The organism is Bradyrhizobium sp. dw_78, assembly GCF_018449525.1.
Taxonomy (GTDB): Bacteria; Pseudomonadota; Alphaproteobacteria; order Rhizobiales; family Xanthobacteraceae; genus Bradyrhizobium.
The window spans coordinates 86496-111112 of the sequence record NZ_JAAVUS010000013.1 but is presented as its reverse complement, the minus strand read 5'-3'; the positions used below and the strand labels follow the sequence as shown (position 1 = coordinate 111112).

Genomic DNA, 24617 nt, shown 5'->3' with positions numbered 1-24617 from the left:
GCCTACAGCGCCTCGCCCCTGAGCAGGCGCGGCACCTCGCCCGCAAGGCCAGCCGCCTGACGGATGAACAAGCTCTTCAATGGCGGCGCACGATCGACCAAGCCGAGCCCGATATCGCGCACGGTCCGCAGCAGCGCCGACCGGTTCGAGAACAACAGATTGAGCGAATTGGTCGCAACCCCCATCGCCACGGTATCGAACCGCCGCCAGCGCTGATAGCGATCGAGCACGTCGGCCTGGCCGGGATCGATGCCAAGCCGGGCGGCATCGACGATGACTTCGGCAAGCGCCGCGACATCCTTCAAACCCATATTGAGGCCCTGCCCTGCAATCGGATGAATCAGGTGCGCGGCGTCTCCGACCAGCGCCAGCCGTTCGCCGATGAACGAGCGCGCGACGAAATAGCCGAGCGGAAACGCGCGCGGCGTGTCGAGCGCCTTGACCTCGCCGAGATGCAGCCCGAAACGCCGTTCGAGTTCGCTGTGAAATTCGTCTTCGCTCAGGCCGACGATCCGCGCGGCTTCGTCGCGCTTCTCGGTCCAGACCAGCGACGAGCGCTTTCCCGTGAGCGGCAGGATCGCAAACGGACCCGCGGGAAGGAAATGCTCCTCGGCGCGGCCGTGATGATCGCGCTCATGGCCGACGGTGACAACGATGCCGGACTGGTCGTACTCCCAGCCATGGGTAGCGATGCCGGCCCGCTCACGCAGTTTCGAGCGCGCGCCGTCGGCCGCCACCAACAGGCTGGCCTCGATCACGCTACCGTCCGACAGCGTCACGTCGATGCCATTCGGACGCACAGCGAAGTCGGTCACCGCGGTAGCCCGCAGATCGATGCCCGCGGCTTCCGCGCTCCGGACCAGCGCATCGATCAGGTGCCGGTTCTCGACCATGTGGGCAAACGGCTCGCCCGGTTCGACCTGGCCTGCGAATGTCAGGAATGCCGGACGGGTTGCATCTTCCAGCCTGGAATCGGTGACGACCATGTCGAGGATCGGCTGCGCTCCCTCGGCGATCTGCCCCCAGATCCCGATGGCATCGAACAGCCGGCGGCATGCCGCAACGATGGCGGTGGCGCGCGGATCGCGGCTTGGCCGGTTCGCCAGCGCCGGATCGGCCACGATAATGGGGATCTCGGCACCCAGGCCCTGACGCAGCGCCAGCGCCAGCGCCAGCCCCGCAAACGCGCCGCCGCCGATGACAATGCTTCGCTGTGTCGACATGGCTAGACCTGCTTACTCATTCACTTGCCTAGAGAGTATAGCTGGGCGAAACCGAAGGCCGAAGCAAGAGGTTGTATAACGGTCATTCCGGGGCACGCACTTGCGCGAACCCGGAAGTTCGAGATTCCGGGTTCGAAGCTTCGCTTCGCCCCGGAATGACGATTATGATAGTTGACGGCTCGTCGATGTCACCGAAAGCGCTTTCATGTCCAAAGGCCTGATCGACCTGATTTCCATCCTCGACCTCGAGCCGCTCGAGGTGAACCTGTTCCGCGGCAACAGCCCCAAAACCAGTTGGCAGCGGGTATTTGGCGGTCAGGTGATCGGACAGGCGATGGTGGCGGCATGCCGCACCGTCGAAGGCCGCCTGCCGCATTCGCTGCATTGCTATTTCATCCTGCCGGGCGATCCCCAGATTCCGATCATCTATGAGGTTGAACGGCTGCGCGACGGCAAGAGCTATTCGACCCGCCGGGTCACCGCGATCCAGCACGGCAACGCGATCTTCTCGATCATGGTGTCGTTTCACGTCGAAGAACAGGGCGCTTTCGATCATCAGGACAAAATGCCCGACGTTCCTCCGCCGGAAAAGCTCACGGCCGAGGAGCTCGCAAAACAGCCGATGTTTCGCGAAATGCCGGACTTCGTCCGCCGCTATTACGAATCCGACCGCCCGATCGAGTTACGTCCGGTCGAACTCGGCCGCTATTTCGGCCAGAAGATCGAGGACGGCCGCATCCATGTCTGGATCAGGACCGCTGCGAAATTGCCCGACGACCCCGCATTGCATCTGTGCGCGCTGGCCTATGCGTCGGACTTTTCGCTGCTGGACGCCGCGATGGCGCGCTATGGGCGCACCCTGTTCGACAAGCGGATGATGCCGGCGAGCCTCGATCACGCGATGTGGTTTCACCGGCCGTTTCGCGCCGACGAGTGGCTGCTCTACGCCCAGGACTCGCCAAGCGCGCAAGGCGGCCGTGGCTTGGCTCGCGGTTTGATCTTCAAGCCCGACGGCACGCTGGTGGCTTCCGTCGCCCAGGAAGGCTCGGTGCGCGAACGGCGGTGACACCATCATCCAGGTAACCATTCGCTGGCCGGAAGCGGGCCGCCAAGCCCGGATTAATCAGCGCTAAAGGCACGCCGCCTGTTATTTAGGCATTTTAAAAAGCGAATGGATAGGGCAGAGCGCATCTGCCCGATCGTTTTTCAATTGGGCTTGCAAATTTTTTATGCCATTCGCACAGAAAGATGCCAGACTTGGGAGCAGGGCTGTCGATCCCGCCAGTCCGGGTGTTATACCCTTTCGGAATCCTGGGAAACGAAGGCCTGACCATGAAGCTCGTTGTTGCCATCATCAAACCCTTCAAGCTGGACGAAGTCCGCCAGGCGCTTTCGGCGATCGGGGTCAACGGCATGACCGTGACCGAGGTCAAGGGTTACGGCCGCCAGAAGGGCCATACTGAAATCTATCGCGGCGCCGAATATATCGTGAATTTTTTGCCGAAGCTGCGCATCGAGATCGCGGTGACGTCGAACCTCGCCGACAAGGCGATCGAGGTCATCACCACCAGCGCCCGTACCGGCCAGATCGGCGACGGCAAGATCTTTGTCACGCCGATCGATCATGCGCTTCGGATCCGGACCGGCGAGACCGATAGCGACGCGCTATAAGATCCCACTGCAACATCCCCTAAGGCCTCGATATCTTGCAGTATGGCGACGCCTTGCAATGATCCACCATCTTGATACCTCCGGAGTGCTCTCCGCGTGGGCATGATTATGTCGGGAGTCTGTCATGCCCGTGTTTTGGGCGGGCATGACTAGACTTTAGGCGCGACCGAATAACGCAGTTTCGTCCTAGCCCTGCAAAGTACGAAAACGCCCGCGTTCATAATCCGTTAGGCAACATGCCCGTTCTGGCACGGCATTTGATTCTATGGACGGTGGCTGTGCCCGCGTCGTGAAATCGCTCCGCGTGGTGAACCTCAGTCGAAACGCCCGGTCTCGTCTGATCCGGGCCCAAGCGGGGATAGGACCCATGAAAATTGTTATGGCGATCATCAAGCCATTCAAGCTCGAGGAAGTCCGCGATGCCCTGACCGCCATCGGCGTTCACGGTCTCACGGTAACGGAAGTCAAGGGATACGGGCGGCAGAAGGGCCATACGGAAATCTATCGCGGTGCTGAATACGCGGTGAGCTTCCTGCCAAAAATCAAGATCGAGGTCGCGATCGCCTCGGACCAGGTCGACAAGACCATCGACGCCATCACATCGGCGGCCAAGACCGGACAGATCGGCGACGGCAAGATTTTCGTCATCAACCTCGACCATGCGGTTCGCATCCGCACGGGAGAGGCAGACGCCGCAGCACTCTAATCAATCTCGCGCTCACCAATTTTCAAAAATCAGGAGTTGAACAAATGACGTTTAAGCGTCCCACCAGCGCGGGATGGGCAGTCCTCGCAATAGCAGGGCTCTGCGCCGTAGGTTTCGTCGATACTGCACTTGCCCAGACGGCTGCCCCCGCGGCCGATGCTGCGGCGGCTGCGCCCGTCCCCAACAAGGGCGATACCGCCTGGATGCTCGTCTCCAGCGCGCTCGTCTTGATGATGTCGGTCCCCGGCCTTGCGTTGTTCTATGGCGGTCTCGTCCGCACCAAGAACATGGCCTCGATCCTGACCCAGGTATTCGCGATCGTCGCCATGGTCGGCGTGATCTGGACCATCTACGGCTACTCGCTTGCCTTCAGTGACGGCGGCAGCATGACGGCCTATGTCGGCGGCTTCGGCAAAGCCTTCATGCACGGCATCGATGCCAACTCGACGTCATCGACCTTCTCCAATGGCGTGGTGATTCCGGAACTCGCCTACTTCGTGTTCCAGATGACCTTCGCGATGATCACACCGGCCCTGATCATTGGTGCCTTTGCCGAACGCATCAAATTCTCGGCCTGCATGCTGTTCATCCTGCTGTGGGTCACCTTCATCTATTTCCCGATCGCGCACTGGGTCTGGTACGTCGCCGCTCCCGATGACATCGCGAATGCTGCCAAGGCGCTGGCCGCCGCGGCGGATGGTGCGGCCAAGACAGCGGCCCAGGCCAAGCTCGACGAGGTCACCGGTTCGGTCGGTTGGCTCGCCGGCGCTGGCGCCCTCGACTTCGCCGGCGGTACGGTCGTGCATATCAACGCCGGCATTGCCGGTCTGGTCGGCGCACTGATCGTCGGCAAGCGTACCGGCTACGGCAAGGACCTGCTGGCTCCGCACTCGCTGACCATGACCATGATCGGCGCCTCGCTGCTGTGGGTCGGCTGGTTCGGCTTCAACGCCGGATCGAACCTGGAAGCCAACGGCACCACGGCGCTGGCCTTCGTCAACACCATGGTCGCCACCGCAGGTGCGGCGCTGTCCTGGCTGCTGTGCGAATGGATCGTCAAGGGCAAGCCATCGCTGCTGGGCATCTGCTCCGGCGCGGTCGCCGGTCTCGTGGCCGTCACGCCGGCTTCGGGTTTCGCTGGCCCGATCGGCGCACTGGTGCTCGGCCTGATCGTCTCGCCGATCTGCCTGTTCTTCGTCTCTACGGTGAAGAACGCGCTGGGTTATGACGACGCGCTCGACGTGTTCGGCGTCCACTGCATCGGCGGAATCGTCGGCGCGTTGGGCACCGGCATCCTGGTCAATCCAGCGCTCGGTGGCGTCGGCATCACCGACTACACCAACATCACCGGCAACAACGCCGGCACTTATGACCTCGTCACCCAGATGATCGCGCAGGGCAAAGCGGTCTGTGCGACGCTGGTTTGGTCCGGCGTCGGCTCGGCGATCCTCTACAAGATCGTCGACGTGATCGTCGGCCTGCGTCCCTCGATCGAAGAAGAGCGCGAGGGTCTCGACATCACCGATCACGGGGAGCGCGCTTACAACATGTAAGTTCTCCCGGAACGCGCGCCCCCTAGGGGGCCGCGTTCAGAGCTACGGTTTGGGCACATACCCGGCAATGCCCCGACCGTTGAGGGGCTCCAGCGCAAGCTGGGGCCCCTTTCTTTTTGAGCTAGATTTAAAGGCTGGATTGACGCCGGCGACCGATGGTTAATCGCGCCTTAACCTCGCCGTATCTATGGTGGTCTGGTCTGTTTCCGGCTGGCCCCCTGAACTGCGCCGTCCCTGGAGTATTGCGTCCCACATGGCAATGACCGCTTCATCTCGCGCGCCGCAAGGCATCGGCCACCAGGAAAGCGAACGCTCGCCATTCGCCAGACTGACCGAGCTCCTGGCACCGTACCAGCCAGCTAAGCCGTTGATTACGCTGTCCTTGGGGGAACCGCAGCACCCTGTCCCGGCATTCGTCGGCCCGGTGCTGGCCAAATACATCGCCGATTTCGGCCGCTATCCCATCGCCAAGGGCATCGAACCGTTCCGGCGGGCGGCGGCGAATTGGCTCTCCACCCGATTCGATCTGCCGCGCGGAATCGATCCGGACAGCGAAATTCTGGTCTTGAATGGCAGCCGCGAAGGCCTGTTCTTCGCCGCGCTGACCGCCGCACGCTGCGTCGATAAGCGCAACGGCCGGCCTGCCATCCTGATGCCCAATCCATTTTACCCCGCCTATGGCGCCGGCGCCCGTGCCGCCGGCTGCGAACCCATCTACCTGCCGACCACGGTCGCCAACGGATTCCTGCCCGACCTCGAGGCGTTCGACGACGCCACGCTCGCCCGCACCGTTGCGATCTACATCGCGTCGCCGGCCAACCCGCAAGGCGCGGTGGCCTCGCGCGCCTATTTCAGCCGGCTGAAACAGCTCGCTGACCGCTTCGGCTTCATGATTCTGAGCGACGAGTGCTATTCGGAAATCTACACCAAGGACGCGCCGGGCAGCGCACTGGAATGCGCCGGGCCAGACTTTGCCAATGTCGTCGCGTTCCAATCGCTGTCGAAGCGTTCGAACCTGCCGGGCATGCGGGTCGGCTTCGCCGCCGGGGACAAGAAGTTTCTCGGCCTGTTTCACGAATTGCGCAACGTCGCCGCGCCCCAGGTGCCGGTGCCGCTGCAGCAGGTTGCGATCGCAGCCTATGGCGACGAAACGCATGTCGAGGAGAACCGCAGGCTTTATCGCATCAAGTTCGATCTCGCCGACCAGATTCTCGGCAACCGCTACGGCTATCATCGCCCCGCCGGCGGCTTTTGCGTCTGGCTCGACGTATCGGCGTGCGGCGGCGACGAAGCGGCGACAGTAAAACTCTACCGGGATGCCGGCGTGCGCGTAGTGCCTGGAAGTTATCTGGCCCGCCTGCAACCTGACGGCTTCAATCCCGGCGCCGGCTATATCCGCCTGGCGCTGGTGGCAGACAGTGAAACAACAGCCGAAGCATTGCACCGGCTGGTCGAAACTCTGGATTAGTCGCAAGACCATGAGCATGCCCGCGATCGAACGTGTCATTCCCGTCATCGGCCATTTGCCGGTCTCGATACGCGAAGCGTTGGCGCGGCGGCTGCGTGAGCTTGCCGGGCTTGGTCTGATTGCGCTCGCGGGCGTGGCGACCGCGGCGCTGATGACCTGGTCGGTGCAGGATCCGAGCTTCAGCCACGCCACGTCGCGCGCCATCCGCAACGTTGTCGGCTATCCCGGCGCCATCGGCGCCGACCTCCTGATGCAGATTCTCGGCCTCGGCGCGATCATGCTGATCCTGCCGGTAGCGGTGTGGGGCTGGCGTATGCTGACCCATCGCCACTTTGATCGCGAAGCGCTGCGGCTCGGTTGCTGGATCCTGTGTACGGTGATTTCGGCGGGCTTTGTCAGCTGCTGGCCGCATGGCGGCAGATGGCCGCTGCCGACCGGACTGGGCGGCGTCGTCGGCGATGCGCTGGTGCGCGCGCCCGCAATGGTGTTCGGCCCTCCGGGTTTCGTCTACCGCCTCGTGCTCGGGAGCATCCTGTTCGCCGCCATGATCGTGACGTTCCTGGTCGCCTGCGGCCTGGGTTCGCGGCCGCAAGACGACGAAACCGCCGAGATCGAGGATGACGATGCGCCGATCGCCGAAGACGATGATGACCGCGGTTCGGTTTCGCTGGGCTGGCTGTTTCATGCCGCGATGAGCGCAAGGGCGCGGCTGGGCTGGCTGCTGGGCACGGCGTACCGCTCGCTGGTCTCGAGCGCGCCGGCGGCGAGCCGCACAGCCTCATTCGAACGTCAGGAGCCCAGTCTCGCCGGCCGCATGGCACCCTCATTGGCACCGGAAGCCGGAGAAAATTTCGAGGACGAGGAAGAGAACGACGAGGAGGAACAAGAGGCGCCCGTCGCCCGCGCGCCGCGCAAGAAGGCCGCGCTACCGGCGCGCAAATCGTCGGGAAAATTCGAACTGCCTTCGGTCTCGGTGCTTACCGCACCCAAGGCTTCCGATCGCCAGCCGCTCAGTAAAGCCGAGCTCGATAACAATTCGCGCGCGCTGGAAGGCGTGTTGCAGGATTTCGGCGTGCGCGGCGAAATCCTCAAGGCCAATCCCGGCCCGGTCGTCACCCTGTACGAGCTTGAACCGGCCCCCGGCATCAAATCTTCCCGCGTGATCGGCTTGTCCGACGACATCGCGCGCTCGATGAGCGCAATCTCGGCGCGCGTCGCCGTGGTCGCCGGCCGTAACGCCATCGGCATCGAGCTGCCGAACGCACATCGTGAGAAAGTCTATTTGCGCGAATTGCTGGTCGCCAAGGAAAGCATCGAATCCGTCGCCAAGCTTCCGCTGTGCCTGGGCAAGACCATCGGCGGCGATCCCGTCATCATCGATCTCGCCCGCACGCCGCATATGCTGATCGCCGGCACCACCGGCTCCGGCAAATCGGTCGCCATCAACACCATGATCCTGAGCCTGGTTTACCGGCTGCGCCCGGATCAATGCCGCCTGATCATGGTCGATCCGAAAATGCTCGAACTCTCCGTCTATGACGGCATTCCGCATCTTTTGACGCCGGTCGTGACTGATCCGAAGAAGGCGGTTGTCGCGCTGAAATGGGCCGTGCGCGAGATGGAAGAGCGCTACAAGCGAATGGCCAAACTCGGCGTGCGCAACATCGACGGGTACAACGCGCGCCTTGGCGAGGCCAAAGCAAGGGGCGAAGAACTCACCCGCACGGTCCATACCGGATTCGACAAGGAAACCGGCAAGGCGATCTACGAGGACGAGAAGCTCGATCTCGATCCGCTGCCCTACATCGTCATCATCGTCGACGAAATGGCCGATCTGATGATGGTCGCCGGCAAGGACATCGAAGGCGCGGTGCAGCGGCTGGCGCAGATGGCGCGCGCCGCCGGCCTGCACGTCATTCTCGCCACGCAGCGCCCTTCGGTCGACGTCATCACCGGCACCATCAAGGCGAACTTCCCGACCCGCATCTCGTTTCAGGTCACCTCGAAGATCGACAGCCGCACCATCCTCGGAGAGATGGGCGCCGAGCAACTGCTCGGACAAGGCGACATGCTCTACATGGCCGGCGGCGGACGCATCAGCCGCGTACACGGCCCCTTCGTCTCCGACGAAGAGGTCGAGAAAGTGGTGCGCCATCTCAAGTCGCAAGGCCAACCCGAATACCTCGAAGCGGTCACGGCAGAGGAACCCACCGACGAAGACGGCGCGGTGTTCGATGCCACCGGCATGGGTGGCGATGGCGGCGGCGACCTGTTCTCGCAGGCGGTGGCGATCGTCAAACGCGACCGCAAGGCGTCCACCAGCTACATCCAGCGCCGGCTGCAGATCGGCTACAACCGCGCCGCGTCGCTGATGGAACGAATGGAACTTGAAGGTATCGTCGGGCAGGCGAATCACGCCGGCAAGCGGGAAATTCTGGTCGCTGAAGAAGAAGGCGGCTTCTGAGCCGTGCTCATCGGCCAAGTGATTGCCGGAGTTGCAACTATTTTCTCACGGAAAAACGATACCGGCCTCGGCCTAAGCGCGATAAAATGGCCGCTGGCCAGTCGGGATGACTCGTTGAACAGAGCTTCGAAATTTCCAATGACAAAACAACTCGCGGCCCGCGGCGCACGCGCCGGTCTGGTAATGGCGATGGCGGCACTCATGATGGGCGCAGCCGTCCCGACCTCGGCACAGAACGTCCCGGTGCCGAAGCCTGCGCCAAAAGGTCGCGATATCCAGATCGGCGCATCGTCCCCGATAACGACGGGGACGACTCAGGCACAGCCGCCGGATCCCGTCATCCCCGATCCGCGCCGCAACGTTCCGGTCAATATTTTTTCGACGTTCGACGCCAATCAAAAATCGCAAGCCGCCAGGGTAAGCGCCTATCTTTCGTCGCTCCAGACCTTGGTCGGAAATTTCGTGCAGGTCGGCCCGGACGGCAGCAAGACCACCGGCGATTTTTACATCCAGAAACCCGGCAAGGTGCGTTTCGAATATGATGCGCCGAGCCCGGTCGAGCTTATTGCCGATGGATCGTCACTTGCGGTGCGCGACCGCAAGCTTGCGACCCAGGACATCTATCCGCTGTCGCAAACGCCGCTACGATATCTGCTGTCCGACCGTATCGACCTCATGAAGGACACCAACGTCGTGAACGTGACGGCGGACGACATGTTCATCAGCATCACCATCGAGGAGAAGCAGGCCCTGATCGGCACCAGCCGCCTGATGCTGATGATCGGCGCCAAGGACGGTCAGCTCAAGCAATGGACCGTGACCGATCCGCAAGGTTATGACACGACGGTGGCGGTCTATAATCTGGATACTTCCAAGAAGGTCGATCCCAGCCTGTTCAAGATCGACTTCACCAATTATCCGACCCCGCCGGGCTGATTTTTCAAGGCTCGATTCTGTGGAATCCGTCTTCGTCTTGCTTTTTTCCCGACGAAAGGGACGAGACAACGGCCGGGAGCATGTTATTACCCACTCCGCATGCGGTTCTCCCTGACAACCTGGAATATCAATTCGGTGCGGCTCCGCATCGATCTTGTCGCCAAATTTCTGAAGTCGGCGCGCCCGGATGTGCTGTGCCTGCAGGAAATCAAATGTATCGATGACGCCTTTCCGCTGAAACACTTCAAGCGTCTGGGCTATGAGCATATCGCGTTGAACGGCCAGAAGGGTTATCACGGCGTCGCCGTCGTTTCCAAACTGCCCTTTGAGAAGACCGATATCCGAACATTTTGCGACAAGATCGATTCTCGCCATATCTCGGTCGAGTTCGGCGCCGCGGCACAGCTTTCAAAGCCGCTGGTGCTGCATAATTTCTACGTTCCGGCCGGCGGCGACATTCCGGATCCCGCCCTCAATCCGAAATTCGAGCACAAGCTGCAATTCCTCGACGAGATGAAGGCGTGCGAACCCCTGCACCCGCGCGGCGACGACCGGCATATCCTGGTCGGCGATCTCAACGTGGCGCCGCATGAGAACGACGTGTGGTCGCATAAGCAATTGCTGAAAGTGGTGTCGCACACGCCGATCGAATGCGAGAAGCTGCTGGCGGTGCAGGCCCACGGCGAATGGAGCGATATCGCGCGCGACCGCATCCCGCTATCGGAAAAAGTCTACACATGGTGGAGCTACCGCGCCGCCGACTGGACCGCCGGCGATCGCGGCCGCCGGCTCGATCACATCTGGGTATCGCGGGCGCTGAAAGACTGCGTCAGCGATTTTCAGATCCTGCGCGAGGCTCGGGGCTGGGAGCGGCCATCCGACCATGTCCCGGTGACGGCAACGCTGGAAGTGTAGGGACCGTCCCGTCATTCCGGTCCACGGGCAACCTCGGGATGGCGAGACACAAGGTCAAATGTTCAGCTTGGCGCCCGCCGTCAGAATATCGCTGGCAATCTGGCTGGTGCGGTTGGCGAACTCATCGCGCAGCCGGCCCGCCGCCGCTGCATCGCTTTCGAGCACGCGCTGAAACAGACTGCGCGCGATTCGGATCACCAAGGCATGTTCCAGCGCGACCGCGGTCGACGGTCGCTGCATCGCAACCATCAGCGCGAGTTCGCCGATCAACGCGCCGGGACCCGCAATCAGTTCGGCACCACTCTCGTCCGAGACGCGAAACCTTCCGCGCTGAACGATGAATCCCGCGTCCGCGTCATCGCCGGCGTTGAAGAGCACATCGCCGCGGTAAAAATTGCGTTGCTCGGAGCCGATGGCCAGCATGCGCAGAGCCGTATTTCCCAACAGGCGCAGTGTCGGGACGCGCTCCAGCAAGGCAACATCATCTTCGATCGACATGCAGGTCCGGTGACCGGGATTCTCTAACTACGATTCGCTGTCCGAATCGTATCACGGCACCAACTTGTAACCACCGGCTTCCGTCACCAGTATCTCGGGGTTGGCGGCGTCCTTCTCGATCTTCTGCCGCAGCCGGTAGATGTGGGTTTCCAGCGTGTGCGTGGTGACGCCGGAATTGTAACCCCACACTTCCTGCAACAGGGTCTCGCGCGAGATCGGCAATTGGCCGGCCCGGTAGAGAAATCGCAGGATCGCGGTCTCCTTCTCGGTCAGCCGTACTTTCTTGGCGTTGGCGCCGGTCAACATCTTGGAGCCGGGCCGGAAACTATAGGGACCGACCGAGAACACCGCGTCTTCGCTGGCTTCGTGCTGACGGAGCTGGGCCCGAATCCGCGCCAGCAGCACCGCGAACCGGAACGGCTTGGCGACATAATCATTGGCGCCGGATTCCAGCCCAAGGATGGTGTCCGAATCGGTGTCGTGGCCGGTCAACATGATGATCGGCGCCTTGAAGCCGCCCTTGCGCAAGGAGCGCACGACTTCGCGGCCATCGGTATCCGGCAAGCCCACATCCATCAGCACCAGATCGGGCGCATTGGCCTTGGCGGCATTGGCGCCCTTCGCGCCGGTATCGACGGCGGAGGCCTCGAATTCCTCGTGCAACGACAATTGCTCCACCAAGGTGTCGCGGAGATCGGTGTCATCGTCCACGATCAGGATCTTGCGGGCATTTGCCATGGCGTATGGTCCTTTGGAGCCGGGGCAGACGGAAGCGTCTTCAGCCGGATCTCGATAGATGAATCTCGGTTCGTCGGACTAGTTTCGTTCAGAGGTAAGCCTCTGTTACAGATTCACAAGCCGGACTGGAGTTTACCTCAAAACCGGAAGGTATTTGGATGAACGTCCTGTAATGCCAGTAATGCGCGTCTTTGCCGGCCAGGCCAATCGAGGGAGACCTCGGCCTCACATAAAACGAAGTAAATTCAATGGCTTGTGAAAAAGTTCTGGTCCGCCCCGCGGCCGGCCATCCAAATCGGGGCTGGTTGACCGCAGGCGGGCGGACGGTACCGGTGGCACTTGGTCGCGGCGGCATCAAAGCCGACAAACGCGAAGGCGACGGTGGGACCCCGAGGGGAATCTTCCATCCGCGGCGAGTGTGGTGGCGCGCCGACCGTCACCCGCGGCCGCGGACCTCCTTGCCGCTCCGCGCCATCCGCCCCGAGGATGCCTGGTGCGAGGACCCGCTGAGCCGCCATTACAATCAGCCGGTCCGGCTCAAGCGCGGCCACAGCGGTGATCGGCTCAAACGCGACGACCATCTCTATGATTTCATTATCGAGATCGACCATAACACTTCGCCGCGAATCGCCGGGCGGGGCAGCGCGGTATTCCTGCATCTGGCGCGGCCGGATTTTTCGCCGACCGCGGGATGCATCTCGATGACAAAATCAGCGATGCTGCGGCTGCTCGAACGGCTCGGGCCGCAGACCCAAATCGTGATCGGATGATTTCATTGGAGACGTCAAGGATCACGTTGAACAACGATCAGATCGCAATCGCGTCCGGCTTCCGCTTTTCCCGATCATGCTCTCGAGACGATGGGCCTTGATCTCACCGCTTTCCGAAAATCGCCGAGCCGACCCGCACATGGGTCGCGCCAAATTGAATCGCGACCGCGAAATCGGCGCTCATGCCCATCGACAGATTCTTCAGCCCGTTGCGCGCGGCGATCTTCGCCGTCAGCGCGAAATGCGGCGCCGGCGCATCATTGACCGGTGGAATGCACATCAGGCCGGAAATCGCCAACCCATATTTCTCGCGGCAATTCGCAATAAAGGCATCCGCCTCGCCCGGCGCGACGCCCGCCTTCTGTGGCTCCTCGCCGGTGTTGATCTGGACGAACAGTTCGAGCTGCCGCTTTTGCGAAACGATTTCTTTGGCTAACGCTTCGCAAATGCTCGGACGGTCAATCGAATGAATGGCGTCGAACAGCGCCACGGCTTCCTTGGCCTTGTTGGATTGCAGCGGCCCGATCAAATGCAGGGCGATACCAGGATAGGCCGATATTAACCCTGGCCATTTCGCCTTGGCTTCCTGCACGCGATTCTCGCCGAAAACGCGCTGGCCAGCCGCGATAACGGGCGTGATCGCGTCAGCATCGAAGGTCTTGGACACTGCGATCAGCGTTACCGAGGCGCGGTCGCGGCGCGCATCGCGGCAAGCGCGCGCGATCTCGCTTTCCACTGCAGCGAGTGCGCTTGGTAAAGGCATAGTTATCGGCGAAGGCGTTTCAGGCGTCATGGCGGCTACCGATCGGTAAATCTACCGGGTTATTCGAATTTTACCGAGTTCAGGAAAGGCTTCTTGAACCCTTCTCTCTACCTTGCGTGCGGGGTCGGGGACAACGATGCCACGTTTCACTTTCAACCGCAAAAGAGCAAAACTCAGGAAGCTCCTTGGAATCAGGGCGCGGCTTGCGTTGCTGGCGTTGATCGTGGTGGCGCCGTTGATGCTGGACCGCGCCCGCTCCCTCGAAGATACCCGCTCCAAGCAGATCGCGCTGGCTTCCCAGGAATTTTCCGAACTCGCGGAGCACACCGCCGACACCCAGCGCGAAGTCATCTCGTCGGTCGAAACGATGCTGAAATCGGCGGCCTATATCCGCGCCTCGGCGGGCGGCGTCGCCCGCAGCTGCGATATCCTGCGCGCGAGCCTGCCGATCAATCTGCCGTGGATCAGCAGCCTCATGATCGCGGGCGGCGACGGCCATGTCCAATGCGCAACGCGCAACGAATTGGTCGGACTCGATCTGGGCAGGCGCGCTTATTTCAAGAAAGCGCAGGAAGTCCGGAACGTCGTTTTCAGCGACTTCCTGTTTGCCATCGCGACCGGCCTGCCCATCGTGGTCGCGGCCTATCCCGTCTCCGCCATCAGGGAAGATTCCGATGCCGTGATCGTGGCCGGCATCAGCCTTGGCTGGCTGTCGAAGATCATGGGTAATTTCGGCGGCCGTCCCGGAATCTCGGCCGTGCTGATCGACAGCACGGGAATCGTGCTGGCGGCGCCGGCGGATCAGGCCAGCATGGTCGGCCGCTCGCTGGATTCACTGCCGCTTTTGTCCGCCATCGCCGACAAGGCGATCGACTCGAAAGAGACGAAAGGATCGCTTTCATTCATCGCCGCTGACGGATCGAACCGCACCATCAACTTTGCACGCATTCCCGGAACGCAGTCGCGGTTGATTACCAGCATCGACGAAACCAGGGTAACGGCTGCGATCAATCGCGACATCCGCACGGCGTATCTGCAACTCGGCTTCGTCTGCCTGTTCGTTCTGCTCGGCGCGCTGGTCGCAGCGGAGAAGCTGATCATCAACCCGATCGAGACGATGGTGGCGATGGCCAGGCGCTTTGGCCAGGGTGATCGGACCGCACGCGCGCCGCATAATCATTTGCCGGCCGAATTCGTGCCGCTGGCGCGCGCCTTCAATGCGATGGCGGCACAGCTTGGCGAGCGCGAACGCGAACTGCTCGCAACCAACGACCGCCTTACCGTGATGGCGTCGATCGACATGCTGTCCGGCCTGGCCAACCGGCGCGGATTCCAGAGCCGGCTCGACTTCGAATGGATGAAAGCGCAGCAAACCAATTCCGAACTGGCGCTGCTGATGATCGACGTCGATCACTTCAAGATGTTCAATGACACTTACGGCCATCCCGAGGGCGACGTCTGCCTGACAAAGCTCGGCGAAACGCTGGCCGGGATCGCCGCCTATACTATGAGCTTTGCCGGACGCTATGGCGGCGAGGAGTTCTGCCTGCTGCTGCCGAACACGGATTCGGCGCGGGCGCTGGAAATCGGCGAGATGGTGCGCAAGGCCGTTTGGGATCAGGCGCTCCCGCACGCCACCAGCGTGCATCAAAATGTTACCGTCAGCGTCGGGGTGGCCTCTACCCGGCCCAACGACACGCAACAGTCCGGCGACCTTATCGAAGCGGCCGACGCCGCGCTCTACGCCGCCAAACATCGCGGCCGTAACACCGTGGTCGAACACAGCTTTGTCCGGATGACGGACGGCGGGGACGGCATGGCGATGGCGAGCTAGGCCACCGCCTCCTCCCGGCCTCGCGGCCCACTCAAGCCGTTGACCCATTGCGGTCTTTTGTGGCCTAGTCCGCCCCGACGACGCTAAGAAAGCTCCGCAATTTCATGACCTCTGAACGCTACAACGCACGCGAATCCGAGCCGCGCTGGCAACGCCAGTGGGAGGAACAGGCGATCTTCGCGTCGAAAAACGACGATCCGCGGCCCAAATATTACGTGCTGGAGATGTTCCCCTATCCGTCCGGGCGTATCCATATCGGGCATGTCCGCAATTATACGCTGGGCGACGTGCTGGCGCGGTTCATGCGCGCCCGGGGTTATAACGTGTTGCACCCGATGGGCTGGGACGCCTTCGGACTGCCGGCGGAGAACGCCGCGATCGAGCGCAAGATCGCCCCCAAGGCATGGACCTACGACAACATCGCCGCAATGAAGAAGCAATTGCGGTCGATCGGGTTGTCGCTCGACTGGGCGCGCGAATTCGCCACCTGCGATCCCTCCTATTACAAACATCAGCAGAAGATGTTTCTCGATTTCATGAAGGCGGGGCTCGCCGAGCGCGAAAAGCGCAAGGTGAACTGGGACCCGGTCGACATGACCGTGCTGGCGAACGAGCAGGTGATCGACGGCCGCGGCTGGCGTTCCGGCGCGGTGGTCGAGCAGCGCGAGATGAGCCAGTGGGTCTTCAAGATCACGAAATATTCGCAGGAATTGCTGGACGCACTCGATACGCTCGACCGCTGGCCCGACAAGGTGCGCCTGATGCAGCGCAACTGGATCGGGCGCTCCGAGGGCCTGCTGATTCGTTTCGTACTGGATCCGGCCACATCGCCGGCCGGTGAAACCGAGCTGAAAATCTTCACGACGCGGCCCGACACGCTGTTCGGCGCCAAGTTCATGGCGATCGCCGCCGATCACCCGCTGGCGCAGGCGGCAGCGGCCAAGGATCCGAAGCTTGCGGCGTTCATCGCCGAGATCAAGCGCATCGGCACCGCGCAGGAAATCATCGACACCGCCGAGAAACAGGGTTTTGACACCGGCATCAGGGTGGTCCACCCCTTCGATCCGAATTGGAAGTTGCCGGTTTACGTCGCCAATTTCGTGCTGATGGAATATGGTACCGGCGCCATTTTCGGCTGCCCGGCGCACGACCAGCGCGACCTCGATTTCGTCAACAAATACGGCCTCGGCAACACGCCCGTGGTCTGCCCGGAAGGGCAGGACCCCAAGACCTTCGTCATTACCGACACCGCCTATGACGGCGACGGCCGGATGATCAATTCGCGCTTCCTCGATGGGCTGACGATCGATGCTGCCAAGCAAGAGGTTGCGAGGCGGCTCGAGGGGGAGATCCGCGGCAACATGCCCGTTGGCGAGCGCCAGGTGAATTTCCGCCTGCGCGACTGGGGCATCTCGCGCCAGCGCTACTGGGGCTGCCCGATCCCTGTGATCCACTGCCCGAAATGCGACGTCGTGCCGGTACCGGATGGCGATCTTCCGGTAACGCTGCCGGACGACGCGACCTTCGACAGGCCGGGCAACGCGCTCGACCATCACCCGACCTGGAAGCACGTCACTTGCCCGCAATGCGGCGGCCCGGCGACGCGCGAGACGGACACGATGGATACTTTTGTCGATTCGTCCTGGTACTTCGCGCGTTTCACCGATCCTTGGAACGAGCGGGCGCCGACTACGCCTGATGTCGCCAACCGGATGATGCCGGTCGATCAATATATCGGCGGCGTCGAGCACGCGATTTTGCACCTGCTCTACAGCCGCTTCTTCACCCGCGCCATGAAAGCCACCGGCCATATCGGCATGGACGAGCCGTTCGCCGGCATGTTCACGCAAGGAATGGTGGTGCATGAGACCTATCAGAAGGCCGACGGCTCCTATGTTACGCCGGCGGAAGTGAAGATCGAGCCCAGCGCTGACGGACGCCGCCTCGCCAATCTGCTTGCGACCGGCGAGGACATCCATATCGGCCCGATCGAGAAGATGTCGAAGTCGAAGAAGAACACGGTCGATCCCGACGATATCATTGCGACCTATGGCGCCGATGTCGCTCGCTGGTTCATGCTGTCGGACTCGCCGCCCGACCGCGACGTGATCTGGAGCGACGAGCGCGTGCAGGGCGCGTCGCGCTTCGTGCAGCGGCTGTGGCGACTGGCCAATGAATCGGCTGATGCCGCCAGGACCGCGGCGGCGGCGCGGCCGGCTTCGTTCGGAACCGACGCGCTGGCGCTTCGCAAGGCCACGCATGGCGCGCTCGACAAGGTTTCGACCGGCATCGAGCGGCTGCATTTCAATGTCTGCCTCGCCCATATCCGGGAATTCGCCAATGCGCTGGCCGGGGCGCTGGGAGGCGAAAACAAACCCGCGCCGAATCTCGCTCCGGATCTGGCCTGGGCGATTCGCGAGGCCGCCCTCGTACTCGTTCAGCTATTTGCGCCGATGATGCCGCATCTGGCCGAGGAATGCTGGCAGGTGCTGGGACAGCCGGGCCTGGTTTCCGAGGCCAATTGGCCGCAAATCGAACGCGATTTGCTGGTTGAGGACACGGTGACGCTGGTGGTTCAGGTCAACGGCAAGAAGCGGGGCGAGGTTACTGTGGCGAGCGATGCCCAGAATCCGGAAATTGAGGCTGCCGTTTTGGCGCTCGATGCGGTAAAACAAGCCTTGGGCGGTAAGCCTGTCCGCAAGGTAATCGTGGTTCCCATGAGGATCGTGAATGTCGTTGGCTAGGATCCGTATTGCCGCCCGGCTCCTGGCCGTCGCCGCGCTGGCAGCGCTGACCGCCGGCTGTTTTCAGCCGATGTATGCCGAACATGCCGACGGTACCGGCTTGCGCGACAAGCTGCTGACGGTGGACCTTCCGCCGATCGACAAGCCCAACGCCTCGCAGGAAGCCCGCCTCGGCGTGGAAATCCGCAACGCATTGGCGTTCAAGCTTTATGGCACCGCCACCGGCGCGCCGCCGCTTTACAAGCTGGTCATCCAATTCACCAGCTCCCGCTCGTCGCTGATCGTCGATCCCAACACCGGACTACCCTCCACCGAGAACTACGGCATCGACGCGCAGTTCAACCTGGTCGAGATCGCCACCAACAAGTCGGTGATGACGGGAACGACGTTCTCGCATGTCTCCTACGATATTCCGGGCAGTTACCAGCGCTTCGCCCGCGCCCGCGCCATCCGGGACGCCGAGGATCGGGCCTGCCAGGAAATCGCGTCGAACATCCAGACCCGGCTGGCGTCCTATTTCTTCACCGGCAGCTGACCTCGCCGCCGTTCCGGAACGCGTTGAAGGCGCGGTCCGGAAATCCAGAGGCGCGCGGGGACTTTGGGGCCCGGGCGAAGACGGGTATCCCGGAATGACAATGTAAATTCGAAAAGGTTCGATTGTGGTCGCGCTGCGCGGAAAGGATATCGACGTCTATCTCGCCCGGCCCGATCCTGCGCGTCCCATTATCCTGCTCTACGGCCCCGATGCGGGTCTTGTGCGCGAACGCGCCGAGGCGCTGCTGGCCTCCGCGGTCGACGATCCCAACGATCCGTTTTCGCTTGTGCGTCTCGATGGCGACGAACTCGCAGCCGAACCTTCACGGCTGGTCGACGAAGCGATGACGGTGCCGTTGTTCGGCGGCCGCCGCGCGATCCGGGTCCGCGCCGGTTCGCGCAGCTTTGCCGGCGGCGTCGACGCACTGGCCGATTCGCCGGTGAAGGATTGCCGCATCGTCATCGAGGCCGGCGACCTGCGGCCCGAATCGCCGCTGCGCAAGGCCTGCGAACGCGCCAAGACCGCGGTTGCGATCGCCTGCTATCCCGATGGCGAGCGTGACCTCGCCCGGCTAATCGACGATGAATTGCGCCTTGCAAGCCTGCGCATCGCCCCCGACGCCCGCGCCACCCTGACGTCGTTGCTCGGCGGCGACCGTCAGGCCTCACGTAATGAATTGCGCAAGCTCACGCTCTATGCGCATGGCAAGGGCGAGGTCACGCTCGACGACGTGATGGCGGTGGTGGCGGACGCCTCGGAGCTGAAGATCGACCCGATCGTCGACGGCGCATTCGCCGGCAAGCCCGATCTGGTCGAGACCGAATTCGCCAAGGCGATGGTCGCCGGCACGTATCCCGGCGTCATCATCTCCGCCGCGCAGCGCCAAGCGGCCTGGCTGCACAAATCAGCGCTTGCGGTCGCCGAGGGAACACCGGTCGCGACCCTGCTCGATAGCGGCTTCCCGCGGTTGCATTTCTCGCGGAAGGCCAATGTCGAAATCGCGCTGCGCCAGTTCAGCGCAGCGCGATTGCTATCGATTATCGATCAGCTCGCCACCGCCGCGCTCGACATGCGCAAACAGGCGGCGCTCGCTTCCGTGATTGCGCAACGCACGCTGATGTCGATCGCGGTGAACGCCAGACGGCGAGGGTGAAACGAACGAGCTAACCCGCCTTGTCCAGCCGCCGGACGATCTCGTCGAGCTGATCGAGATCGCGGTAGCGGATCAGTACGGTGCCGCCGGGATCGCGATGATCGACCGTGACCGCCAAGCCAAGCGCGTCACTCACCCGTTTTTCCAGCGCGATCGTATCCGGATCTTTTACCTTGCCGCTACCGCGCGGCTTCTGCGGTTTGCGAACAGGCACCCCATCGTCATGTGCGAGCGCTTCAGCCTGGCGCACGTTAAGGCCTTCCTCGACGATCCGTTTGGCGGCAGCGGCGGGATCGGCAGCACCGATCAGCGCGCGGGCATGACCGGCCGACAATTGGCCCGCCGAAATATAGGCCTGCACCTCGGCCGGCAGTTTCGTCAGCCGCATCATGTTGGCGACGTGGCTGCGGCTCTTGCCGACGATCTTCGCGATCTCGTCCTGGCTGCGTTTGAACTCGTCGGACAGCGCGTGATAGCCCAACGCCTCTTCCATCGCGTTGAGGTTTTCGCGCTGCACGTTTTCGATGATGGCGATCTCGAGCGCGTCACTGTCGCTGACATCGACCGGCACGATCGGGACTTCGTGCAGGCCGGCAAGCTGCGAGGACCGCCAGCGGCGTTCGCCGGCGATAATCTCGTAGCGGTCCGCCACGCCCTTGACCGCGCGCACCACGATCGGCTGGATCACGCCGTGCTGCCGGATCGAATCGGCGAGCTCGTGCAACTCAGCTTCGGCGAATTCGCGCCGCGGATTGCGCGGATTGGGTTTCAGGAATTCGATCGGCACCTTGCGCTGCGTGCGCGGCCGATCGAGATGCGCGGCCTCGCCACCGACATCGCCGATCAGACTTGCAAGACCGCGGCCCAGTCGCGAACGCGCTTCGTCGGCCATCGCCAGCTCCCTTGGGTTCACTCGCAGCACTCCGGAATTCAAATCTCAGTTATTTGTCTATCGTCGTCAGGTGGGCAAAAGCGATCTCCGCGCCATGCCCCCGATGATCCGACACGAACTTTGCGGTGGGCACGATTCGCTTTGCCCACCCTACAAATCCACTATCTCAATGCGTGCGAAGCTCGCGCTCACGCTGGATCACTTCGGTCGCGAGCTTGAGATAGGCTTCGCTGCCGACGCATTTGAGGTCATAGACCAGTACCGGCTTGCCGTAGGACGGCGCTTCGGAAATCCGCACGTTGCGCGGGATCATGGTGTTGTAGACTTTGCTGCCCATGAACTGCCGCACGTCGGCGACGACCTGGTTCGACAGATTGTTGCGCGAGTCGAACATGGTCAGCACGATGCCGTGGATCGACAAATTCGGATTGAGCGTGGAGCGCACCTGCTCCACGGTTTGCAGCAGTTGCGAAAGACCTTCCAGCGCGAAGAACTCGCATTGCAACGGCACCAGGATCGCATCCGACGCCGCCATCGCATTGACGGTGAGAAGGTTGAGCGACGGCGGACAATCGATCAGCACATAGGTGTAATCATTGTTCTCCGCGGCGTTGGTGTTGAGCGCCGCGATCGCATCGCGCAGCCGGAATGCGCGGTCGCGCGTCGACCCCAATTCCAGCTCGAGCCCGGAGAGATCCATGGTCGACGCCGCGATGTGCAATCGGGGCACCGCGGTCGATACCACCGCATCGCGCAGCGGCGCTTCGCCGATCAGCACATCATAGGTCGAGACGTTGCGGGTGCGGCGATCGATGCCGAGCCCCGTGGACGCATTGCCCTGCGGATCGAGATCGACGATCAGCACGCGCTCGCCAATTGCCGCGAGTGCCGTACCGAGATTGATCGCCGTGGTTGTCTTTCCGACCCCGCCCTTTTGATTGGCGAGCGCCAGAATGCGTGGATGGCCCGCCGGTCTCGGGGCTCTATCCTCTTGATAAATTTCATCAATTACGGTCATGTCTGAACGCCATATGCTGCGGCGGCGGACGGATTGTGCCGCTCGATGTGATCGAGCTCCACGATCCAGCCGTGTCCGCCGGTGCGGCTGGAATGAAGACGCGGGTTGATGTTCCAATATTTAGTGGCTTCGGTCAATTCCAACTCAACATCTTGACCCTTGAGAAACAGAGCTTTGGCACCCCGTTTTATCAACGGCTCTGCGAAACCGATGAGTTGATGTAACGGAGCGAGCGCCCGCGCGGTCACGCAATCGATACGATCAAGGTTACTATCCACAATATCCTCGATATCAGACAGATGAATGATGCCGGGCGAGCCGGTCACGCGCAACGCTTCACGCAAGAACGCAACCTTCTTCGCATTGCGTTCGATGAGATGCACCGTGGCACCTGGCGTTTCGGCCAAAGCGCAAGCGAGTACGATCCCAGGGAAACCGCCGCCGCTGCCGAAATCGGCCCATTGCCTGGCGTCGGGGGCGAGTGACAGAAGCTGCAGCGAATCGGAGATGTGCCGGGTCCAAAGCGTCGGAAGCGTCGATGGCGCAACCAGATTGGTCTTGGCCTGCCATTGCAACAGCAGATCGACATAGCGATTCAGCCGCGCTTCTGTTTCACGTGAAACAGGAGTCAGCGCCAGTGCCGCTATCTTGTCGGCGGGCGAAACCGGGGGAGCGTTCTCTTGTGTGGCTTTTGACATCGCACTCGTCGGCATTGCATCCGGAGGCGCTCAGGCCTTCGCGAATCATTGAAAGATCATGACTCGTAACGGGCCGTCGTTGGAGTCGCTTAAACAGTGCGGCTCTGTTTCACGTGAAACAATCTCTAAGCCGTCACCGTCTTGCGTCGCGCTTCGCGCCGGAGATAGGCCGCCAGGATGCCAAGCGCGGCCGGTGTCATGCCGTCGATCCGGCCCGCCTGCCCCACCGTGCGCGGCCGGGCGGTCTCCAGCTTTGCGCGGGCTTCGTTGGAGAGCCCAGGCACGGCCGCGTAATCGATATCGGTGAGCAGCAGCCCTTCGTCGCGCCGGAAGGCATCGACATCCGCGATCTGGCGCTTCAGATAGACATCGTATTTGGCATCGATCTCGAGATGGATTGCGATCGATGGGTCAACGGCCGACAATTCCGGCCAGATACCGCGCAGCTCGCTCCAGCCGACCTCCGGATAGGCCAGCAATTCAAATGCCGACCGGCGATGACCGTCCCGGTTCAGTGCCATCCCATGCTTGGCGGCTTCATTCGGCGTGATCGTCAGTGTCTTCGTCAATGACTTCGCTGCATCAAGCGCGGCCATTTTGGTCCCGTGGCGAAGCGCGCGGGCGCTTCCAACGCAGCCGAGCGCGATTCCCTTGTCGGTCAGACGTTGATCGGCATTGTCCGCCCTCAAGGTCAGCCTATACTCCGCGCGCGAGGTAAACATCCGATATGGCTCGGTGACACCGCGGGTCACGAGATCGTCGACCATCACCCCGAGATAGCCGTCGGCGCGGTCGAAGACGATGGGTGCGGCCTGCCCGGCAAACAGCGCCGCGTTGAGGCCCGCGACGACCCCCTGTCCGGCCGCCTCTTCGTAGCCCGTGGTTCCGTTGATCTGCCCGGCCAGGAACAGCCCCGCCAGGCGCTTGGTTTGCAAAGTCGGTTCGAGTTCGCGCGGATCGATGTGATCGTATTCGATGGCGTAGCCCGGTCGGACCATGCGGACCCGCTCCAGCCCGGGAATGGTCGCCAGAATCGCCAACTGCACGTCTTCCGGAAGCGACGTGGAGATCCCGTTCGGATAGACCGTATTGTCGTCCAGCCCCTCCGGCTCCAGGAAGATCTGATGGCCATCCCGATCACCGAAACGAACGATCTTGTCCTCAATCGAAGGACAATAGCGCGGCCCGGTGCTCTTGATCTGTCCGGAATACATCGGCGAGCGATGCACATTGGCCCGGATCACGTCATGGGTAGGGGATGTGGTGCGGGTGATGCCGCATTGGATTTGCGGCGTCGTAATCCGCTCGGTCATGACCGAGAATGGCTCCGGGGGATCATCGCCCGGCTGCATTTCGACCGCAGACCAGTCGATCGTGGTCCCGTCAAGCCGTGGCGGAGTTCCGGTCTTCAGCCGGCCCAAGGTAAAGCCAGCGCGCTCGAACGATGCCGAGAGGCCTATCGCCGGCGCCTCGCCAATGCGCCCGGCTGGCCAGTTCTTCTCGCCGAGATGGATCAGGCCGCGTAAAAAGGTGCCGGTCGTGATCACGACCGCACCGGCCCTCAGCTCTCGGCCGTCCGCCAAGAGAATGCCGGTGACCCGGCCACCGGAGACGATCAACTCGTCGGCTTCGCCTTCGATCACGCCAAGGTTTGCGGTCTCCTTGACGGCCGCCTGCATCGCCGCAGCATACAGCCTGCGGTCGGCCTGGGCACGGGGCCCCCGGACGGCCGGGCCCTTGCGGCGATTGAGCATCCGGAACTGGATGCCGCCTGCATCCGCGACCCGGCCCATCAACCCGTCAAGTGCATCGACTTCGCGAACCAGATGGCCCTTGCCGAGCCCGCCAATCGCCGGATTGCAGGACATCGCACCAATGGTCGCAAATCGATGGGTAACCAGCGCCGTGACAGCGCCCATGCGCGCGGCCGCAGCCGCGGCTTCACAGCCGGCATGGCCACCGCCGATCACAATCACATCGAATGAATTTTGCTGGGCGATCATGCCGCGACCTTTATCCCGAGATAGCCGGAGTCGAA

Annotated in this window: 21 protein-coding genes; 13 read left to right on the top strand and 8 right to left on the bottom strand. The window is 62.3% G+C overall.

Going from position 1 to position 24617, the window contains the following annotated elements; genetic code table 11:
• Positions 1 to 2: 2 nt before the first annotated feature.
• Positions 3 to 1223 carry a ubiquinone biosynthesis hydroxylase gene (locus HB630_RS26145; protein ID WP_213775599.1) on the bottom strand — a complete coding sequence of 407 codons (1221 nt, stop codon included), beginning with the start codon at positions 1221 to 1223 and terminating at the stop codon, positions 3 to 5.
• Positions 1224 to 1428: 205 nt separating this feature from the next.
• Between HB630_RS26145 and tesB the strand changes: the two genes are divergently transcribed.
• The 8 genes from tesB (at position 1429) to HB630_RS26105 (ending at position 10936) form a co-directional block, all read left to right on the top strand.
• The gene (tesB, locus tag HB630_RS26140; RefSeq protein ID WP_213775598.1) at positions 1429 to 2289 is read left to right on the top strand and encodes an acyl-CoA thioesterase II; all 861 of its coding nucleotides are present in this window, start codon (positions 1429 to 1431) and stop codon (positions 2287 to 2289) included.
• Between the two features lie 266 nt (positions 2290 to 2555).
• Entirely contained in the window at positions 2556 to 2894 is a 339-nt protein-coding gene (locus tag HB630_RS26135) for a P-II family nitrogen regulator (RefSeq protein ID WP_213775597.1), read from the top strand.
• 367 nt (positions 2895 to 3261) lie between these two features.
• Entirely contained in the window at positions 3262 to 3600 is a 339-nt protein-coding gene (locus HB630_RS26130; protein WP_028348349.1) for a P-II family nitrogen regulator, read from the top strand.
• Positions 3601 to 3644: 44 nt separating this feature from the next.
• Positions 3645 to 5153, top strand: coding sequence for an ammonium transporter (locus tag HB630_RS26125; RefSeq protein ID WP_213775596.1), 1509 nt, complete (start codon positions 3645 to 3647; stop codon positions 5151 to 5153).
• Positions 5154 to 5406: 253 nt separating this feature from the next.
• A complete protein-coding gene (locus HB630_RS26120) occupies positions 5407 to 6621 on the top strand; it encodes an aminotransferase class I/II-fold pyridoxal phosphate-dependent enzyme (RefSeq protein ID WP_213775595.1) in 1215 nt (404 codons plus the stop codon).
• A gap of 10 nt (positions 6622 to 6631) precedes the next feature.
• Positions 6632 to 9085 (top strand): DNA translocase FtsK, encoded by a 2454-nt coding sequence (locus HB630_RS26115; protein ID WP_213775594.1) that lies wholly within the window; start codon positions 6632 to 6634, stop codon positions 9083 to 9085.
• 138 nt (positions 9086 to 9223) lie between these two features.
• Positions 9224 to 10021 carry an outer membrane lipoprotein carrier protein LolA gene (locus HB630_RS26110; RefSeq protein ID WP_213775593.1) on the top strand — a complete coding sequence of 266 codons (798 nt, stop codon included), beginning with the start codon at positions 9224 to 9226 and terminating at the stop codon, positions 10019 to 10021.
• 99 nt (positions 10022 to 10120) lie between these two features.
• Complete coding sequence (locus tag HB630_RS26105; protein WP_213775592.1) at positions 10121 to 10936, top strand: exodeoxyribonuclease III; 816 nt, start codon at positions 10121 to 10123, stop codon at positions 10934 to 10936.
• 54 nt (positions 10937 to 10990) lie between these two features.
• On the opposite strand, the gene HB630_RS26100 is transcribed toward HB630_RS26105, so the two are convergent.
• Both HB630_RS26100 and HB630_RS26095 read right to left on the bottom strand, forming a co-directional pair.
• The gene (locus HB630_RS26100) at positions 10991 to 11434 is read right to left on the bottom strand and encodes a cyclic nucleotide-binding domain-containing protein (protein ID WP_213775591.1); all 444 of its coding nucleotides are present in this window, start codon (positions 11432 to 11434) and stop codon (positions 10991 to 10993) included.
• Between the two features lie 51 nt (positions 11435 to 11485).
• Positions 11486 to 12172, bottom strand: a complete 687-nt coding sequence (locus tag HB630_RS26095) for a response regulator transcription factor (protein WP_213775590.1) — start codon at positions 12170 to 12172, stop codon at positions 11486 to 11488.
• A gap of 248 nt (positions 12173 to 12420) precedes the next feature.
• Here HB630_RS26095 and HB630_RS26090 point away from each other — a divergent pair, with 248 nt between their 5' ends.
• The gene (locus HB630_RS26090) at positions 12421 to 12942 is read left to right on the top strand and encodes a L,D-transpeptidase family protein (protein ID WP_213775589.1); all 522 of its coding nucleotides are present in this window, start codon (positions 12421 to 12423) and stop codon (positions 12940 to 12942) included.
• Between the two features lie 103 nt (positions 12943 to 13045).
• Here the strand turns inward: HB630_RS26090 and HB630_RS26085 are convergent, their stop codons facing one another.
• Entirely contained in the window at positions 13046 to 13735 is a 690-nt protein-coding gene (locus tag HB630_RS26085) for a YggS family pyridoxal phosphate-dependent enzyme (protein ID WP_213775588.1), read from the bottom strand.
• Positions 13736 to 13841: 106 nt separating this feature from the next.
• On the opposite strand from HB630_RS26085, the gene HB630_RS26080 reads away from it, so the two are divergent.
• The 4 genes from HB630_RS26080 (at position 13842) to holA (ending at position 19971) form a co-directional block, all read left to right on the top strand.
• A complete protein-coding gene (locus tag HB630_RS26080) occupies positions 13842 to 15539 on the top strand; it encodes a diguanylate cyclase (RefSeq protein WP_213775587.1) in 1698 nt (565 codons plus the stop codon).
• A 104-nt stretch (positions 15540 to 15643) separates the two neighbouring features.
• Complete coding sequence (gene leuS / locus HB630_RS26075; RefSeq protein WP_213775586.1) at positions 15644 to 18283, top strand: leucine--tRNA ligase; 2640 nt, start codon at positions 15644 to 15646, stop codon at positions 18281 to 18283.
• Positions 18270 to 18818, top strand: a complete 549-nt coding sequence (lptE, locus tag HB630_RS26070) for an LPS assembly lipoprotein LptE (RefSeq protein WP_213775585.1) — start codon at positions 18270 to 18272, stop codon at positions 18816 to 18818. The genes leuS and lptE overlap by 14 nt, the downstream gene beginning before the upstream one ends.
• A gap of 124 nt (positions 18819 to 18942) precedes the next feature.
• On the top strand, positions 18943 to 19971 hold the full coding sequence (gene holA / locus HB630_RS26065) for a DNA polymerase III subunit delta (protein ID WP_213775584.1): 1029 nt from the start codon (positions 18943 to 18945) through the stop codon (positions 19969 to 19971).
• 10 nt (positions 19972 to 19981) lie between these two features.
• On the opposite strand, the gene HB630_RS26060 is transcribed toward holA, so the two are convergent.
• The 4 genes from HB630_RS26060 to mnmG all read right to left on the bottom strand — a co-directional run bounded on the left by HB630_RS26060 (position 19982) and on the right by mnmG (position 24582).
• Positions 19982 to 20863: a ParB/RepB/Spo0J family partition protein gene (locus tag HB630_RS26060; RefSeq protein ID WP_213775635.1), complete on the bottom strand. Its 882-nt coding sequence runs from the start codon at positions 20861 to 20863 to the stop codon at positions 19982 to 19984.
• 166 nt (positions 20864 to 21029) lie between these two features.
• A complete protein-coding gene (locus HB630_RS26055; protein WP_213775583.1) occupies positions 21030 to 21881 on the bottom strand; it encodes a ParA family protein in 852 nt (283 codons plus the stop codon).
• The gene (gene rsmG / locus HB630_RS26050) at positions 21878 to 22579 is read right to left on the bottom strand and encodes a 16S rRNA (guanine(527)-N(7))-methyltransferase RsmG (RefSeq protein ID WP_213775582.1); all 702 of its coding nucleotides are present in this window, start codon (positions 22577 to 22579) and stop codon (positions 21878 to 21880) included. Before rsmG ends, HB630_RS26055 begins: the two co-directional genes overlap by 4 nt.
• 125 nt (positions 22580 to 22704) lie before the next feature.
• On the bottom strand, positions 22705 to 24582 hold the full coding sequence (mnmG, locus tag HB630_RS26045; RefSeq protein WP_213775581.1) for a tRNA uridine-5-carboxymethylaminomethyl(34) synthesis enzyme MnmG: 1878 nt from the start codon (positions 24580 to 24582) through the stop codon (positions 22705 to 22707).
• Positions 24583 to 24617: the final 35 nt, after the last annotated feature.

Coding starts and splice junctions, on each gene's coding strand:
- HB630_RS26115 (WP_213775594.1), top strand. CDS start 6,632: ATGAGCATGCCCGCGATCGAACGTGTCATTCCCGTCATCGGCCATTTG.
- HB630_RS26055 (WP_213775583.1), bottom strand. CDS start 21,881: ATGACCGTAATTGATGAAATTTATCAAGAGGATAGAGCCCCGAGACCG.
- lptE (WP_213775585.1), top strand. CDS start 18,270: ATGTCGTTGGCTAGGATCCGTATTGCCGCCCGGCTCCTGGCCGTCGCC.
- leuS (WP_213775586.1), top strand. CDS start 15,644: ATGACCTCTGAACGCTACAACGCACGCGAATCCGAGCCGCGCTGGCAA.
- HB630_RS26120 (WP_213775595.1), top strand. CDS start 5,407: ATGGCAATGACCGCTTCATCTCGCGCGCCGCAAGGCATCGGCCACCAG.
- tesB (WP_213775598.1), top strand. CDS start 1,429: ATGTCCAAAGGCCTGATCGACCTGATTTCCATCCTCGACCTCGAGCCG.
- rsmG (WP_213775582.1), bottom strand. CDS start 22,579: ATGTCAAAAGCCACACAAGAGAACGCTCCCCCGGTTTCGCCCGCCGAC.
- HB630_RS26060 (WP_213775635.1), bottom strand. CDS start 20,863: ATGGCCGACGAAGCGCGTTCGCGACTGGGCCGCGGTCTTGCAAGTCTG.
- HB630_RS26095 (WP_213775590.1), bottom strand. CDS start 12,172: ATGGCAAATGCCCGCAAGATCCTGATCGTGGACGATGACACCGATCTC.
- HB630_RS26145 (WP_213775599.1), bottom strand. CDS start 1,223: ATGTCGACACAGCGAAGCATTGTCATCGGCGGCGGCGCGTTTGCGGGG.
- HB630_RS26135 (WP_213775597.1), top strand. CDS start 2,556: ATGAAGCTCGTTGTTGCCATCATCAAACCCTTCAAGCTGGACGAAGTC.
- HB630_RS26100 (WP_213775591.1), bottom strand. CDS start 11,434: ATGTCGATCGAAGATGATGTTGCCTTGCTGGAGCGCGTCCCGACACTG.
- HB630_RS26130 (WP_028348349.1), top strand. CDS start 3,262: ATGAAAATTGTTATGGCGATCATCAAGCCATTCAAGCTCGAGGAAGTC.
- HB630_RS26125 (WP_213775596.1), top strand. CDS start 3,645: ATGACGTTTAAGCGTCCCACCAGCGCGGGATGGGCAGTCCTCGCAATA.
- HB630_RS26110 (WP_213775593.1), top strand. CDS start 9,224: ATGACAAAACAACTCGCGGCCCGCGGCGCACGCGCCGGTCTGGTAATG.
- HB630_RS26080 (WP_213775587.1), top strand. CDS start 13,842: ATGCCACGTTTCACTTTCAACCGCAAAAGAGCAAAACTCAGGAAGCTC.
- HB630_RS26085 (WP_213775588.1), bottom strand. CDS start 13,735: ATGACGCCTGAAACGCCTTCGCCGATAACTATGCCTTTACCAAGCGCA.
- mnmG (WP_213775581.1), bottom strand. CDS start 24,582: ATGATCGCCCAGCAAAATTCATTCGATGTGATTGTGATCGGCGGTGGC.
- HB630_RS26090 (WP_213775589.1), top strand. CDS start 12,421: ATGGCTTGTGAAAAAGTTCTGGTCCGCCCCGCGGCCGGCCATCCAAAT.
- HB630_RS26105 (WP_213775592.1), top strand. CDS start 10,121: ATGCGGTTCTCCCTGACAACCTGGAATATCAATTCGGTGCGGCTCCGC.